This is a genomic window from Aeromonas sp. 130281, assembly GCF_056642115.1.
Genome location: NZ_JBWVQS010000001.1, coordinates 1,339,491 through 1,352,814 on the forward strand (window position 1 = coordinate 1,339,491; position 13,324 = coordinate 1,352,814).

The 13,324-nt window shown below is 58.7% G+C and carries 12 protein-coding genes and 2 tRNA genes; all 14 read right to left on the minus strand.

The window, feature by feature from the left end; translation table 11 throughout:
* Positions 1-126: 126 nt before the first annotated feature.
* Positions 127-396, minus strand: coding sequence for a 30S ribosomal protein S15 (gene rpsO / locus AC1IN8_RS06030; protein ID WP_005317514.1), 270 nt, complete (start codon positions 394-396; stop codon positions 127-129).
* A 160-nt stretch (positions 397-556) separates the two neighbouring features.
* Positions 557-1,516, minus strand: coding sequence for a tRNA pseudouridine(55) synthase TruB (gene truB, locus AC1IN8_RS06035; protein WP_479758366.1), 960 nt, complete (start codon positions 1,514-1,516; stop codon positions 557-559).
* A gap of 1 nt (position 1,517) precedes the next feature.
* The gene (gene rbfA, locus AC1IN8_RS06040) at positions 1,518-1,952 is read right to left on the minus strand and encodes a 30S ribosome-binding factor RbfA (protein ID WP_005326642.1); all 435 of its coding nucleotides are present in this window, start codon (positions 1,950-1,952) and stop codon (positions 1,518-1,520) included.
* 55 nt (positions 1,953-2,007) lie between these two features.
* Positions 2,008-4,701, minus strand: coding sequence for a translation initiation factor IF-2 (infB, locus tag AC1IN8_RS06045; protein ID WP_139437351.1), 2,694 nt, complete (start codon positions 4,699-4,701; stop codon positions 2,008-2,010).
* A 20-nt stretch (positions 4,702-4,721) separates the two neighbouring features.
* Entirely contained in the window at positions 4,722-6,224 is a 1,503-nt protein-coding gene (nusA, locus tag AC1IN8_RS06050) for a transcription termination factor NusA (RefSeq protein WP_042648795.1), read from the minus strand.
* A gap of 14 nt (positions 6,225-6,238) precedes the next feature.
* Positions 6,239-6,697 carry a ribosome maturation factor RimP gene (gene rimP, locus AC1IN8_RS06055; protein ID WP_025326064.1) on the minus strand — a complete coding sequence of 153 codons (459 nt, stop codon included), beginning with the start codon at positions 6,695-6,697 and terminating at the stop codon, positions 6,239-6,241.
* 166 nt (positions 6,698-6,863) lie between these two features.
* Positions 6,864-6,940: transfer RNA gene (locus AC1IN8_RS06060), tRNA-Met, on the minus strand.
* 91 nt (positions 6,941-7,031) lie between these two features.
* Positions 7,032-7,116 (minus strand) — tRNA-Leu (locus AC1IN8_RS06065).
* Positions 7,117-7,125: 9 nt separating this feature from the next.
* Positions 7,126-7,452, minus strand: coding sequence for a preprotein translocase subunit SecG (gene secG, locus AC1IN8_RS06070; RefSeq protein WP_025326063.1), 327 nt, complete (start codon positions 7,450-7,452; stop codon positions 7,126-7,128).
* Positions 7,453-8,217: a triose-phosphate isomerase gene (tpiA, locus tag AC1IN8_RS06075; RefSeq protein ID WP_479758367.1), complete on the minus strand. Its 765-nt coding sequence runs from the start codon at positions 8,215-8,217 to the stop codon at positions 7,453-7,455. It lies immediately after the preceding gene.
* A 131-nt stretch (positions 8,218-8,348) separates the two neighbouring features.
* On the minus strand, positions 8,349-9,683 hold the full coding sequence (glmM, locus tag AC1IN8_RS06080) for a phosphoglucosamine mutase (protein ID WP_202046528.1): 1,335 nt from the start codon (positions 9,681-9,683) through the stop codon (positions 8,349-8,351).
* A gap of 17 nt (positions 9,684-9,700) precedes the next feature.
* On the minus strand, positions 9,701-10,546 hold the full coding sequence (gene folP / locus AC1IN8_RS06085; RefSeq protein WP_479758368.1) for a dihydropteroate synthase: 846 nt from the start codon (positions 10,544-10,546) through the stop codon (positions 9,701-9,703).
* Between the two features lie 84 nt (positions 10,547-10,630).
* Positions 10,631-12,583 carry an ATP-dependent zinc metalloprotease FtsH gene (gene ftsH / locus AC1IN8_RS06090; protein WP_202046530.1) on the minus strand — a complete coding sequence of 651 codons (1,953 nt, stop codon included), beginning with the start codon at positions 12,581-12,583 and terminating at the stop codon, positions 10,631-10,633.
* 45 nt (positions 12,584-12,628) lie between these two features.
* A complete protein-coding gene (rlmE, locus tag AC1IN8_RS06095; protein ID WP_025326058.1) occupies positions 12,629-13,258 on the minus strand; it encodes a 23S rRNA (uridine(2552)-2'-O)-methyltransferase RlmE in 630 nt (209 codons plus the stop codon).
* Between the last annotated feature and the right edge of the window lie 66 nt (positions 13,259-13,324).

Genomic DNA, 13,324 nt, shown 5'->3' on the forward strand with positions numbered 1-13,324 from the left:
TTCGCATCAAAAGGTAAGCGGTGGCACGCATTCTGTGAGGCAGGCAACGGTTTGTCGCGCGATAAAAATGATCCATAAAAAAGGGGAACCTCACGGTTCCCCTTTTTCGCGAAATCTGATGGTCGATTAACGACGCAGACCCAGCTTGGCGATCAGAGCAGCGTAACGCTGAACGTCTTTACGCTTCAGGTAGTCCAGCAGCTTACGACGCTGGGAAACCATGCGCAGCAGACCGCGACGACCGTGGTGATCCTTGGCGTGCTCCTTGAAGTGACCTTGCAGATGGTTGATCTGGGCAGTCAGCAGGGCAACCTGCACTTCGGGGGAACCGGTGTCGTTGGCGCAACGAGCGTTGTCAGCAACGATGGAAGCTTTGATCTCAGCATTTAGAGACATGGTATTACTCCAGTAGAGTGTTTAAAGGTTCACAGCCAATCTCTAATTCAGCCGTGAAATGAGGGCGGTATCATAATCGCAGCCGCCCCTTTTCGCAACGATAAAGAGGAGCGAGCTGCATGCGCCCTGGCCGGTGAGCCAGGGCGATACCGCCAGAGGATCACTCCTCGTCGCGATCGTCGTGATAACGCACCAGCCGCTTGGGGGCGACCCGTCCTTCGTCGTCGATCTCGCCGACGCCGATGAACTCGCGCTCAGGGCCCACCGTCATGCGGACCTGGCCGCTGTGCGGCGCACCCGCCACCTGCACGGCCTGGCCCTGGTTCACATAGGCGGCCACGGCCGTCAGCATGTTCACCTCGGGCAGGGACGCCACTGCGGTATCCATCGGCAGCAGCAGGGGATCCAGCTGCTCCCGTGGCGGAATGCTCTCGGCCTTGGCCTGCTCGAAGATGCACTCGAGCTGCTCCAGGGTCAGCATCCGATCATAGGGATAGCTGGCCACCTGGGTGCGACGCAGCTGGGTGACGTGGGCGCCACAGCCCAGCACTTCGCCAAGATCGTCCACCAGGGAGCGGATGTAGGTGCCCTTGCTGCAGTGCACCTCGAGGCGCACCTCATCCCCTTCGAAACTCAGCAGTTTGAGCTCGAATACGGTGATGGGACGGGCTTCCCGCTCGATCTCTATGCCTTCGCGGGCGTACTCGTAGAGCGGACGACCGTTGTGCTTGAGGGCGGAGTACATGGACGGCACCTGCATGATGGGGCCGCGGAACTGGTCCAGCGCCTCGATCAGGGTACCCACGGCCACGTTCACCGGACGGGTGGAGACCACCTCGCCGTCGGAGTCGCTGGTGTTGGTGCGCTCGCCCAGCTTGGCGGTCACCTCATAGCGCTTGTCCGCCTCCAGCAGATACTGGGAGAACTTGGTGGCCTCGCCCAGGCAGATAGGCAACATGCCGGTCGCCAGGGGATCCAGGGCGCCGGTGTGGCCGGCCTTGGCCGCGTTGTAGATCCGCTTGACCTTCTGCAACACATCGTTGGAAGTCAGACCGGTCGGCTTGTCCAGCAGCAGGATACCGTGTACGTCACGGCCCTTGAAACGACGTCTTCGAGACATCTCAGGCTTTGTCCTCAGTAGTATCATCCGGTGCGGCTTCGTCTTCTTCACGACCGGCTTCGGTCATGCGACGCTTGTCTTCACGCACAGTGTTGGTCACCAGGTTGGAGAGGCGCATCCCCTCGACCAGGGTCTGGTCGTAGTAGAAGCGCAGCTCCGGCACCACCCGCAGACGCATGGCGCTGCCAAGCAGGCTGCGAATGTAACCGGCTGCCTCGGTCAGGCCCTTGAGCCCTTCCGCGATGCGCTCGGCGTCATTCTCCAGCTGCAGGAAGGTGACGTAAATCTTGGCATAGTTGAGGTCCTTGGACACTTCCACGTCGGAGACGGTCACCATGCCGATGCGCGGGTCTTTCACCTCGCGCTGCAGGATCAGCGCGATTTCACGCTGGATCTGCTGCCCGACCCGACGGGTCCGGCTGAATTCTCTGGCCATATTCTATCCTGCGATAAAAGGGGGCCGCAGCCCCCTATTTGTTCTAACGCTCGGCTTACAGAGTCCGCTGAATTTCAATGGTCTCGTAAACTTCGATCTGGTCGCCTTCACGCACATCGTTGTAGTTCTTGACCGCGATACCACACTCGTAACCGTTGCGGACCTCGTTGACGTCATCCTTGAAGCGACGCAGGGATTCCAGCTCGCCTTCATAGATAACCACGTTGTCACGCAGAACGCGAATACGGTTGGAACGCTTGACCACACCTTCGGTGACCATACAGCCGGCAACGGCGCCGAACTTCGGTGACTTGAAGACGCTACGGACTTCAGCCAGACCGATGATCTCCTGACGATACTCAGGGGCCAGCTTGCCGCTCATGGCCTGCTTCACTTCGTCGATCAGGTCATAGATGACGGAGTAGTAACGCAGATCCAGGCTCTCGGATTCGATGACCTTGCGCGCAGAAGCGTCGGCACGGACGTTGAAGCCCACCAGGATGGCGCTGGAAGCAGCCGCCAGGGTAGCGTCGGTTTCGGTGATACCACCGACCCCGGAACCCACGATCTTGACCTTGACTTCGTCGGTGGAGAGCTTGACCAGCGCATCGCAGATCGCTTCCACAGAACCCTGTACGTCGGCCTTGATCACCACGTTCACTTCGGACACTTCGCCCTCGGTCATGTTGGCGAACATGTTTTCCAGCTTGGCCTTCTGCTGGCGAGCCAGCTTGACTTCGCGGAACTTGCCCTGACGATAGAGAGCCACTTCACGGGCCTTCTTCTCGTCACGCACGACGGTGGCTTCGTCACCGGCAGAGGGAACACCGGACAGACCCAGGATTTCCACCGGCAGGGACGGACCCGCTTCCTTGATCTCGCGACCCAGTTCGTCACGCATGGCGCGAACACGGCCGTATTCGAGACCACAGAGCACGATGTCACCCTGACGCAGGGTACCTTCTTGTACCAGTACGGTGGCAACCGGGCCACGACCCTTGTCCAGGAAGGATTCGATCACGACGCCGTTGGCCATGCCATCGACGACCGCTTTCAGCTCCAGCACTTCGGACTGGATCAGGATGGCTTCCAGCAGCTCGTCGATGCCTTCGCCGGATTTGGCGGAGACGTGGACGAACTGGCAATCGCCACCCCAGTCTTCGGACATGACGTTGTAACGGGCCAGCTCGGTCTTGACGCGATCCGGATCCGCTTCAGGCTTGTCGATCTTGTTGACCGCCACCACCAGGGGCACTTCTGCCGCCTTGGCGTGCTGGATGGCTTCGATGGTCTGCGGCATGACGCCGTCATCGGCAGCAACCACCAGAACCACGATATCGGTCGCCTTGGCACCACGAGCACGCATGGAGGTAAACGCGGCGTGACCCGGGGTATCCAGGAAGGTGATCATGCCACTGTCGGTCTCGACGTGGTAGGCACCGATATGCTGGGTGATGCCACCGGCTTCGCCTGCGGCGACCTTGGCTTTACGGATGTAGTCCAGCAGCGAGGTCTTGCCGTGGTCGACGTGACCCATGATGGTCACGACAGGGGCACGCGGCTTGGCTTCGGAGGTCTCGTCACGATCGGACAGTACCGCCTCTTCCAGCTCGTTCTCACGGCGCAGCACCACCTTGTGACCCATCTCCTCGGCGACCAGCTGAGCGGTCTCCTGATCGATCACCTGGTTGATGGTGGCCATGGCACCCATCTTCATCATTACCTTGATGACTTCGACGCCCTTGACGGCCATCTTGTTGGCCAGCTCGGCCACGGTGATGGTCTCGCCGATGACGACGTCACGGTTCACCACGGCAGCCGGCTTGTTGAAGCCGTGCTTCATGGCGTTCGGCATGGCCATCTTGCCACGCTTGCCCTTGCGGGCGCGGGGGTTGCGGGAGTCACGGTCGTCTTCGCGGCGAGTGGCCTTTTTCGGGGCCTTGGCAGCGGCAGCCGTGCGACGGCTGGTCTCTTCCTTACGATCCAACTCATCTTCGGCCGCTTGCGCGTGCTTGTTGGTGGTCAGATGGTAATCGCTGCTCTCTTTGGCGCGAGCGGCCTCTTCCTCGGCCCAACGGGCCGCATTCTGTTCCGCCATGACACGAGCCTCTTCGGCTTTCTTCGCGGCGAGTTCTTCAGCTTTTTGCAAAGCTGTCTGTTCCTGTTGGCGCTTCAGTTCTTCTGCTTCGCGCTTGGCCATCTTTTCTGCCTCTTGCTGAGCTGTGCTAGCGGCTACTTTGGCGGGCTGTGGAGCCTGTCGAGCCTTTGATTGTGCCTCGATCCGCGCCTTTTCCTCAGCTTCACGACGAGCCTGCTCAGCCTCACGGCGAGCCTTCTCTTCAGCGTCGAGACGGGCCTTGTTTTCGGCCTCGTGACGAGCTTTTTCTTCTGCTTCCAAACGCGCTTTTTCCTCGGCTTCCGCCTGACGCTGTTCATCTTCCAGCGCCGAGCGTTTTACATAGGTGCGAGTTTTGCGCACTTCAACCTGCACTTCCTTGTTCTTGCCGCCAGTCCCTTGAACACTCAGGGTGCTCTTGGTCTTGCGCTGCAAAGTCATGCGGGCTGGTGCGGTGATCTCGTCACCTCCATGCTGTTTTTTCAAGTGAGCCAGCAGAGTCTGTTTCTCAGACTCGCTGACGAGGTCGTCGGCCTTGCTCTTGCTGATACCGGCATCGACAAACTGCTGGAGAAGACGATCAACCGGCGTGTCGATGTCAGTGGCAAGTTGTTTGACTGATACTTCTGCCATTCATTTTCCTCCGTTTGACCTTATTCAGACTGCTCTTCTCCGAACCAACAGATATTGCGAGCAGCCATAATCAGCTCACCGGCTTTCTCAGCGGTCAGCTCTTCAATGTCGGCAAGGTCGTCGATACCTTGCTCTGCCAAATCTTCCAGGGTGCCGACGCCGCGAGCGGCCAGGGCATACGCCATGTCACGGCCAAGGCCGTTGAGATTGAGCAGTTCTTCGGAAGGCTCTACGCCGTCGAAGGATTCTTCTTTGGCCAGGGCCTTGGTGGTCAGGACATCCTTGGCACGCTTGCGCAGCTCTTCCACCATGTCTTCGTCCAGACCGTCGATGGCCAGCAGCTCATTGACGGGCACGAAGGCGATCTCTTCCAGGGTGGAGAAACCTTCTTCCATCAGCAGACCGGCGAAATCGTCGTCGATGTCCAGCGCTGTGGTGAACAGGGTCAGGATGCGATCGTTCTCGGCCTGGTGCTTGGCACGCATGTCCTCGACGGTCATGACGTTCAGCTCCCAACCGGTCAGCTGGGAGGCCAGACGTACGTTCTGACCGTTGCGACCGATGGCCTGGGCCAGGTTGGCGGCTTCCACGGCGATGTCCATGGTGTGGTTGTCTTCATCAACGATGATGGAGGCCACATCGGCAGGCGCCATGGCATTGATCACGTATTGGGCCGGGTTGTCATCGTACAGGACGATGTCGGCACGCTCACCGCTCAGCTCGGCGGAGACCGCCTGAACGCGGGCGCCGCGCATGCCGATACAGGCACCGATCGGGTCGATACGACGATCGTTGGTCTTCACCGCGATCTTCGCGCGGGAACCCGGATCACGGGCAGCGCCCATGATCTCGATCATCTCTTCGCCGATCTCCGGCACTTCGATGCGGAACAGCTCTTTCAGGAAGTCCGGGCTGGAGCGGCTGACGAACAGCTGGGAACCACGGGCTTCCGGACGGACTGCATACAGCAGGCCACGGATGCGGTCACCGGGACGGAAGGTCTCACGGGGCAGCATGTCGTCGCGGAAGATCACGGCCTCGGCATTGCTGCCCAGATCCAGGATCACGTTGTCGCGGTTGCTCTTCTTGACCACGCCGCTGATGATGGTGCCTTCCTTGTCCTTGAACTGGTCAACGACTTGGGAACGCTCGGCCTCGCGCACTTTCTGCACGATAACCTGCTTGGCGGTCTGGGTGGTGATGCGGTCGAAGGTGACAGAGTCAATCTGGTCTTCAACATAGTCGCCGATCTGGATATCCGGCTGCTCGATCTGAGCGGCTTCGAGGGTGATTTCCCCGTACGGGTTCTCCATGGAAGCCTGATCGGCCACCACGACCCAACGGCGATAGGTGTCGTAGTCACCGGTCTTGCGATCGATCTCGACCCGAACTTCAATCTCGCCTTCGTATTTTTTCTTGGTCGCAGTCGCCAGCGCAGTCTCCAGAGCCTGGAAAATCTTCTCGCGGGGGACAGCCTTCTCGTTGGACACAGCGTCAACGACCAGCAAAATCTCTTTATTCATATCCGATAGCCTCGTTAACCAAAGTTCGGCACTATGTTCGCTTTTTGGATATTGGTGAAAGCCAACACCTCGTCCTTACCATCTACTGTCAGGGTGATCATGTCCCCCTGCACAGCTTTGATTACGCCTTTGAACTTGCGGCGGTTGTTTGTTGCCATCCGAAGCGAAACCGCCGCCTCCTGGCCAACGTATTTTTCGAACTGGGCAACCTTGAACAGCGGACGATCCAGGCCCGGGGAGGACACCTCGAGGTAATACTCCTCGGTGATGGGATCTTCGACGTCCATGATGGCGCCAACCTGGCGGCTCACCTCGGCACAGTCTTCCACCGTCACGCCTTGCTCCGAGTCGATGAAGACGCGCAAGGTCGAGTGCTTACCCGCACGGATAAACTCGACACCCCAAAGTTCAAAACCCAAGGCAACGACCGGAGCCTCGAGCAGATCGGTCAAACGTTGTTCCAACGTAGCCAAAGTCACCCTCCGAAAAACAAAAAAAGGGCATATAGCCCAGATAGAGATCGATTCAGAGTAAATCGCACATAACAAAAAGCCCCGATGTCAAATCGGGGCTTGGCGCTTTACCCTGATTGTCGCCTCGCAGCGACCGCCTTCCTGAGCGTAGGAAATGCGTGAAATTTGGTTGCGGGGGCCGGATTTGAACCGACGACCTTCGGGTTATGAGCCCGACGAGCTACCATGCTGCTCCACCCCGCGTCCGAAATCGTGCGAGATTATAGCCACTTCATTCTCATCACACAAGACTGACTGGCTATAACTTCCCGGTTACCCGGGTTCACTGCTTAATTGGTGCCGTGGGCGGGACTCGAACCCGCACACCCTAGAGCACTACCCCCTCAAGATAGCGTGTCTACCAATTCCACCACCACGGCAAAAACTCTTTACTCGGGAACGTCAGTGTCTTTCTTCACTGGCGCTTTGGTCTGCTCAACTTGCTGAGTCTGTTGCAGATTTTCCCATTCGCTACCCTGTTTTACCTTGTTGCTTGACATTGAGCCAAGCACCAGGCTGATCAAAAAGAACAGAGTGGCCAAAATTGCAGTTGTGCGGGTCAGGAAACTGCCTGAACCACCGGAGCCGAATACGGTATTCGATGCCCCTGCGCCGAAGGAGGCGCCCATATCAGCCCCTTTACCTTGCTGAATCATCACCAGACCGATCAGAGCCAGTGACACCAGCAGATAAACGACTAAAAGAATCTCGTACATTTAACTTGCACCCTTTGCCGCTTCAACAATTCCTAAAAACGCATCGCTGTCGAGGCTTGCTCCACCTATCAGTCCGCCATCAATGTCGGGCTGGGCAAACAAATCTCTCGCGTTGGTCGGCGTCACGCTCCCACCATAGATGATTCTGACTTTCTCACCTATTACCGGAGTATCCTCCGCCAAGCGACCACGTATAAAGGAATGAACCTCTTGTGCCTGCTCGGGTGTGGCGCATTTACCTGTACCTACAGCCCAAATCGGCTCGTAGGCGATGATAGCATTATCGAAAGCCATCGCGCCATTTTTCTCTATGACGATATCCAGCTCTTCGGCGATCACCTCGAAGGTTCTTCTCGCCTGTCTCGCCGCACCTGACTCCCCCAGACAAAGGATGGGAATCAAACCTGCCGCTCTGACTGCCGCAAACTTCTCTGCGACGATAAAGCTGGTCTCACCAAAGAGACGCCTGCGCTCGGAGTGACCGACCAGTACGTATCGGCACCCTGCCTCGACCAGCATCTCACACGAGACTTCACCCGTATAAGCGCCCAGCCTGTGCTGGCTCACATTCTGAGCCCCCAACCTTATCACCTTCTGCTCATCGAGCAGTCGTGCGGTAAAGTCGAGATGCACATGGGAAGGACAGAGAACAACATCTACATCATCACCAACACCCTTCAGGCATTGACTCGTAAACTGCTCTAACTGCGACCTACTACCGTGTAACTTCCAGTTGGCGGCTACAAACGGCTTGCGATGTCCCATCGGCAACTCCCTTGCGAAAGCGGGGCTGATAATATCCAGAGGATGATCAGCTGACAAGTGCTATTTTCAAATTTTCGAATCGTTTGAACAAGATACAACCAGGGCGATTAAAAAATCGCCCTGGTTGCTCATTAAAACGCCGATTCGACCTGTTGGGCGATGCGTTGTGCCATGTCACGCACCTGTTGCTCATGCTCCCCTTCCACCATGACCCGGATCAGGGGCTCGGTGCCGGATTTGCGCAGCAGGACACGGCCACGGCCGCCCAGTTCCTGTTCCACCTTGGTCACTTCCTGCTGCACGGCTTCGGCCGCCAGCGGATCCTTGCCCTCGGCAAAACGTACGTTCACCAGTACCTGGGGGAACTTGCTCATGCCGGAGCGCAGCTTGGCCAGCGGCATCTCCGCAGAGCACACCGCCGTCAGCACCTGCAGGGCGGCGACTATGCCATCCCCTGTGGTGGTCTGATCCAGGCAGATGATGTGACCCGAGTTCTCGCCACCGATGCGCCAGCCCTTCTCGTTCATCATCTCGAGCACGTAGCGGTCACCCACCTTGGCACGGGCAAACGGAATACCGAGCGTCTGCAATGCCAGCTCCAGACCCATGTTGGCCATCAGGGTACCGACCACGCCGCCCTTGAGGCGGCCGTTGCGCAGGGCATCTCGGGCGATGATGTAGAGGATCTCGTCCCCGTCGATGATGTAGCCAGTGCTGTCTACCATCACCAGGCGATCGCCGTCACCATCGAAGGCAACACCGAGATCGGCCTTGCACTCCAGCACCTTGGCGGCCAGCGCCTCTGGTGCGGTGGAGCCCACCCCATCGTTGATGTTGAGGCCGTCCGGGCTGCAACCGATGGCAATCACCTCGGCGCCCAGCTCGCGGAACACCGAGGGGGCTATGTGATAGGTGGCGCCATGGCCGCAATCCACCACCATCTTCACCCCTTCCAGGCTCAGATGGGTGGGGAAGGTGCTCTTGCAGAACTCGATGTAACGGCCGGCGGCATCGTCGATGCGCTGCGCCTTGCCAAGTTCGGCGGACTCCACGCACTTGAGCTCGTGATCCAGCTCGGCCTCGATGGCCAGCTCCACCTCATCGGGCAGCTTGGTGCCGTCGGCGGAGAAGAACTTGATGCCGTTGTCGTAATAGGGGTTGTGGGAGGCGCTGATGACGATGCCGGCCTCGGCACGGAAGGTGCGAGTCAGGTAAGCCACCGCCGGCGTCGGCATGGGGCCCATCAGTATGGCCTTGAGGCCCGCAGCGGAGAGGCCCGCTTCCAGCGCCGATTCCAGCATGTAGCCGGAGATCCGGGTGTCCTTGCCTATCAGCACCTTCCTGGTGCCCTTCTTGGAGAGCACCTTGCCGGCGGCCCAGCCCAGCTTCATCACGAAATCCGGGGTGATCGGGTATTCACCCACCTTGCCGCGCACACCGTCTGTGCCGAAGTACTTTCTGGTCATTGTCTGTTCTCGTTATTTTATCTGGATACGAAATCTTGTCCCGTCATGGTCATCCAGCCTACACGCAGCGTGTCCATGGTGGCTCGCACGTCGTGCACCCGGATGATCCTGGCGCCATGTTGCAACCCGATCAGGGCGCAGGCCAGGCTGCCGGCCAGCCGCTCATCAACTGGGCGGCCAAGCAGATTGCCTATCATAGACTTTCGCGACATCCCCACCAAGAGCGGCAAACCGTAATCCAGCAACTTCTGCTGCCCGGCCAGCAACTGATAGTTGTGTGCCACCGTCTTGCCAAAGCCGTAACCCGGATCCAGCAGCAGGTGCCGGCGCGGGATCCCGGCATCCAGGCAAGCGGCTATCCGCTCGTCGAAGAAGGCCCTCACCTCCCCCAGCAAGTCCTCGTAATGAGGTTCCGCCTGCATGGTTCTCGGCTGCCCCTGCATGTGCATCAGGCACACGGGCACGTCAGCCTCTGCCGCGGCAGCCAGGGCTCCGGGCTCGAGCAGGGCCCGCACGTCATTGATGAGGTGGCCCCCTGCCGCGCAGCCCGCCCTCATTACAGCAGCCTTGGAGGTGTCGAGGGAGATCATCACATCCAGCTCCTGCACCATCCGCTCGACCACGGGGATGACTCTGTCCAGCTCCTCCTGCTCGCTCACGTCGGGGGCGCCGGGGCGGGTCGACTCGCCGCCGATGTCGATGAGGGTGGCCCCCTCCTCCATCATCTGGCGAGCATGGGCCAGGGCCAGTTCAAGCTGCTTGAAGCGGCCACCATCGGAGAAGGAGTCCGGCGTCACGTTGAGGATCCCCATGACGTGGGGACGCTCCAGGGAGAGGCTGCGCCCCTTGCTGATTAGTTGCATCTTTACATCTACCTGTCACAAGAAAATCTGGATATCCGCACAAAGAAAAACCCCGGGCAAGCCCGGGGTTTGGATCATGAAAGCTTATTTGGCCGGCACATCGTTCGCCTTGTCGATGTCATTGCGCGGTGCGCTGTTGTCATCGGCCTGCGCCTTGACCTCGGGCTCGCTGCTCACGCTGGCGCCCCCTTGCGGGGTGTCACCGTGTTCATCGTGCCAGTTGCTGGGAGCACGTACCTCACGACGAGCCATCAGATCGTCGATCTGCTTGGCATCTATGGTCTCGTACTTCATCAAGGCATCCTTCATGGTGTGCAGCACATCCATGTTGTCCTGCAGGATCTGCTTGGCACGAGCATAGTTGCGATCGATGACCTGCTTGACCTCGGCATCGATGACGCGCGCGGTGTCGTCGGACATGTGCTTGGCCTTGGCCATGCTGCGGCCAAGGAAGACTTCACCGTCTTCTTCGGCATAGAGCATGGGGCCCAGACGCTCGGACATACCCCACTGGGTCACCATCTTGCGGGCGATGTCGGTGGCACGCTCGATGTCGTTGGAGGCACCGGTCGATACCTTCTCGGCACCGTAGATCAGCTCTTCCGCCAGACGACCGCCGTACAGGCTGGAGATCATCGACTCCAGATGCTGCTTGGAGTGGCTCCAGCGATCCTGCTCCGGCAGGTACATGGTCACCCCAAGGGCACGGCCACGGGGAATGATGGAGACCTTGTAGACGGGATCATGATCCGGCACGACCCGACCGATGATGGCATGACCGGCTTCATGATAAGCCGTCATCTCCTTCTCGGACTCCTTCATCACCATGGAGCGACGTTCCGCCCCCATCATGATCTTGTCCTTGGCCTTCTCGAACTCGTTCATGGACACCACGCGGCGGCTCTCACGCGCGGAAAACAGGGCGGCTTCGTTGACCAGGTTGGCGAGATCGGCACCGGAGAAACCGGGCGTACCACGGGCAATCAGCGCCGGATTGACGTCATCCGCCAACGGAACCTTGCGCATGTGCACCTTCAGGATCTGCTCACGGCCGCGGACATCCGGCAGACCGACCACGACCTGACGGTCGAAACGACCCGGGCGCAGCAGAGCGGGATCCAGCACGTCTGGACGGTTGGTCGCGGCGATGACGATGACGCCTTCATTGCCTTCGAAACCATCCATCTCGACCAGCATCTGGTTCAGGGTCTGCTCACGCTCATCGTGGCCACCACCCAGACCGGCGCCACGCTGGCGACCGACCGCGTCGATTTCATCGATGAAGATGATGCAAGGGGAGGACTTCTTGGCCTGCTCGAACATGTCGCGCACCCGGGAGGCACCGACACCCACGAACATCTCGACGAAGTCGGAACCCGAGATGGTGAAGAAGGGCACCTTGGCTTCGCCCGCAATGGCCTTGGCCAGCAGAGTCTTACCTGTACCGGGAGGACCAACCAGCAGCACGCCGGTGGGGATCTTGCCGCCCAGTTTCTGGAACTTGGTCGGATCGCGCAGATAGTCGACCAGCTCTTTGACCTCTTCCTTTGCCTCGTCACAACCCGCCACGTCGACGAAGGTGGTCTTGATCTGATCTTCACTCATCAGGCGAGCCTTGCTCTTGCCGAACGACATGGCACCCTTGCCACCGCCGCCCTGCATCTGACGCATGAAGAAGACCCAGACACCGATCAGCAACAGCATCGGGAACCAGGAGATGAAGATGGACGTGATCAGAGACGGCTCTTCCGGCTTCTCACCCATCACCTTCACGTTGTGGTTGAGCATGTCGTTGAGCAGTTGGGGATCCGGCGCAGGGATGATGGTGGTGAAACGTTCACCGGTGCGCTTGACGCCATTAATGACCTTGCCATCCATCCGCACTTCACGGATCTGCTCTTGGGTCACTTCTTTCACGAAGCTGGAATAGTCCAGCTGGCGACTGGTGGTATCGCTGGGGCTGAAGCTATTGAACACCGACATCAGCACGACGGCGATGACCAGCCACAGGATTAGGTTTTTCGCCATGTCACTCAAATCAATGACCTCGCAGACTGACAGTTAACGATGAGGGTTAGGGTACTACAGTTTAAAACCGGTAGCCACAATGTAGACTTCTCGTGAACGGGCACGGGAGGAGTCTGGTTTACGAATCTTGACGACAGAGAAAAGTCTACGAATTTCATTGAGATAGGCGTCAAACCCCTCCCCCTGGAATACCTTGACCACGAAACTGCCATTACTGCGCAAGACCTGATTGCACATGTCCAGCGCCAGCTCGATCAGATACATGGAGCGAGCCTGATCCACCTGCTGGGTCCCGCTCATGTTGGGGGCCATGTCAGACATGACCACATCGACCTTGTCCGGGCCAACCCGGGCCAGCAAGGCGGCAAGCACAGTTTCCTCCCGAAAGTCCCCTTGCAGGAAATCGACACCGGCAATGGAATCCATCGGCAGAATATCGCAAGCAATCACTCGTCCCTTTTCACCCACCTGCTCAATGGCGAACTGGGACCAGCCACCGGGGGCCGCCCCCAGATCCACCACCGTCATGCCCGGCTTGAGCAGTTTGTCCTTGCCCTGGATCTCATCGATCTTGAACACGGCGCGGGAACGCAGTCCCAACTTCTGGGCTTTTTTGACGTAATGATCGTCAAAATGTTCTTTTAACCAGCGGGTTGAACTGGGGGAATGTTTTTTCTGGGTCATGATTGTCGACTTTAAAAAACCACAAGGGTTATTAGTATTAAGGGCTAAGTGGGGGTAGAATACGCC

Excerpts from the sequence above, each read along its gene's own strand:
- rpsO (WP_005317514.1), bottom strand. The coding sequence starts at position 396 with ATGTCTCTAAATGCTGAGATCAAAGCTTCCATCGTTGCTGACAACGCT.
- truB (WP_479758366.1), bottom strand. The coding sequence starts at position 1,516 with ATGTCTCGAAGACGTCGTTTCAAGGGCCGTGACGTACACGGTATCCTG.
- rbfA (WP_005326642.1), bottom strand. The coding sequence starts at position 1,952 with ATGGCCAGAGAATTCAGCCGGACCCGTCGGGTCGGGCAGCAGATCCAG.
- infB (WP_139437351.1), bottom strand. The coding sequence starts at position 4,701 with ATGGCAGAAGTATCAGTCAAACAACTTGCCACTGACATCGACACGCCG.
- nusA (WP_042648795.1), bottom strand. The coding sequence starts at position 6,224 with ATGAATAAAGAGATTTTGCTGGTCGTTGACGCTGTGTCCAACGAGAAG.
- secG (WP_025326063.1), bottom strand. The coding sequence starts at position 7,452 with ATGTACGAGATTCTTTTAGTCGTTTATCTGCTGGTGTCACTGGCTCTG.
- tpiA (WP_479758367.1), bottom strand. The coding sequence starts at position 8,217 with ATGGGACATCGCAAGCCGTTTGTAGCCGCCAACTGGAAGTTACACGGT.
- glmM (WP_202046528.1), bottom strand. The coding sequence starts at position 9,683 with ATGACCAGAAAGTACTTCGGCACAGACGGTGTGCGCGGCAAGGTGGGT.
- folP (WP_479758368.1), bottom strand. The coding sequence starts at position 10,546 with ATGCAACTAATCAGCAAGGGGCGCAGCCTCTCCCTGGAGCGTCCCCAC.
- rlmE (WP_025326058.1), bottom strand. The coding sequence starts at position 13,258 with ATGACCCAGAAAAAACATTCCCCCAGTTCAACCCGCTGGTTAAAAGAA.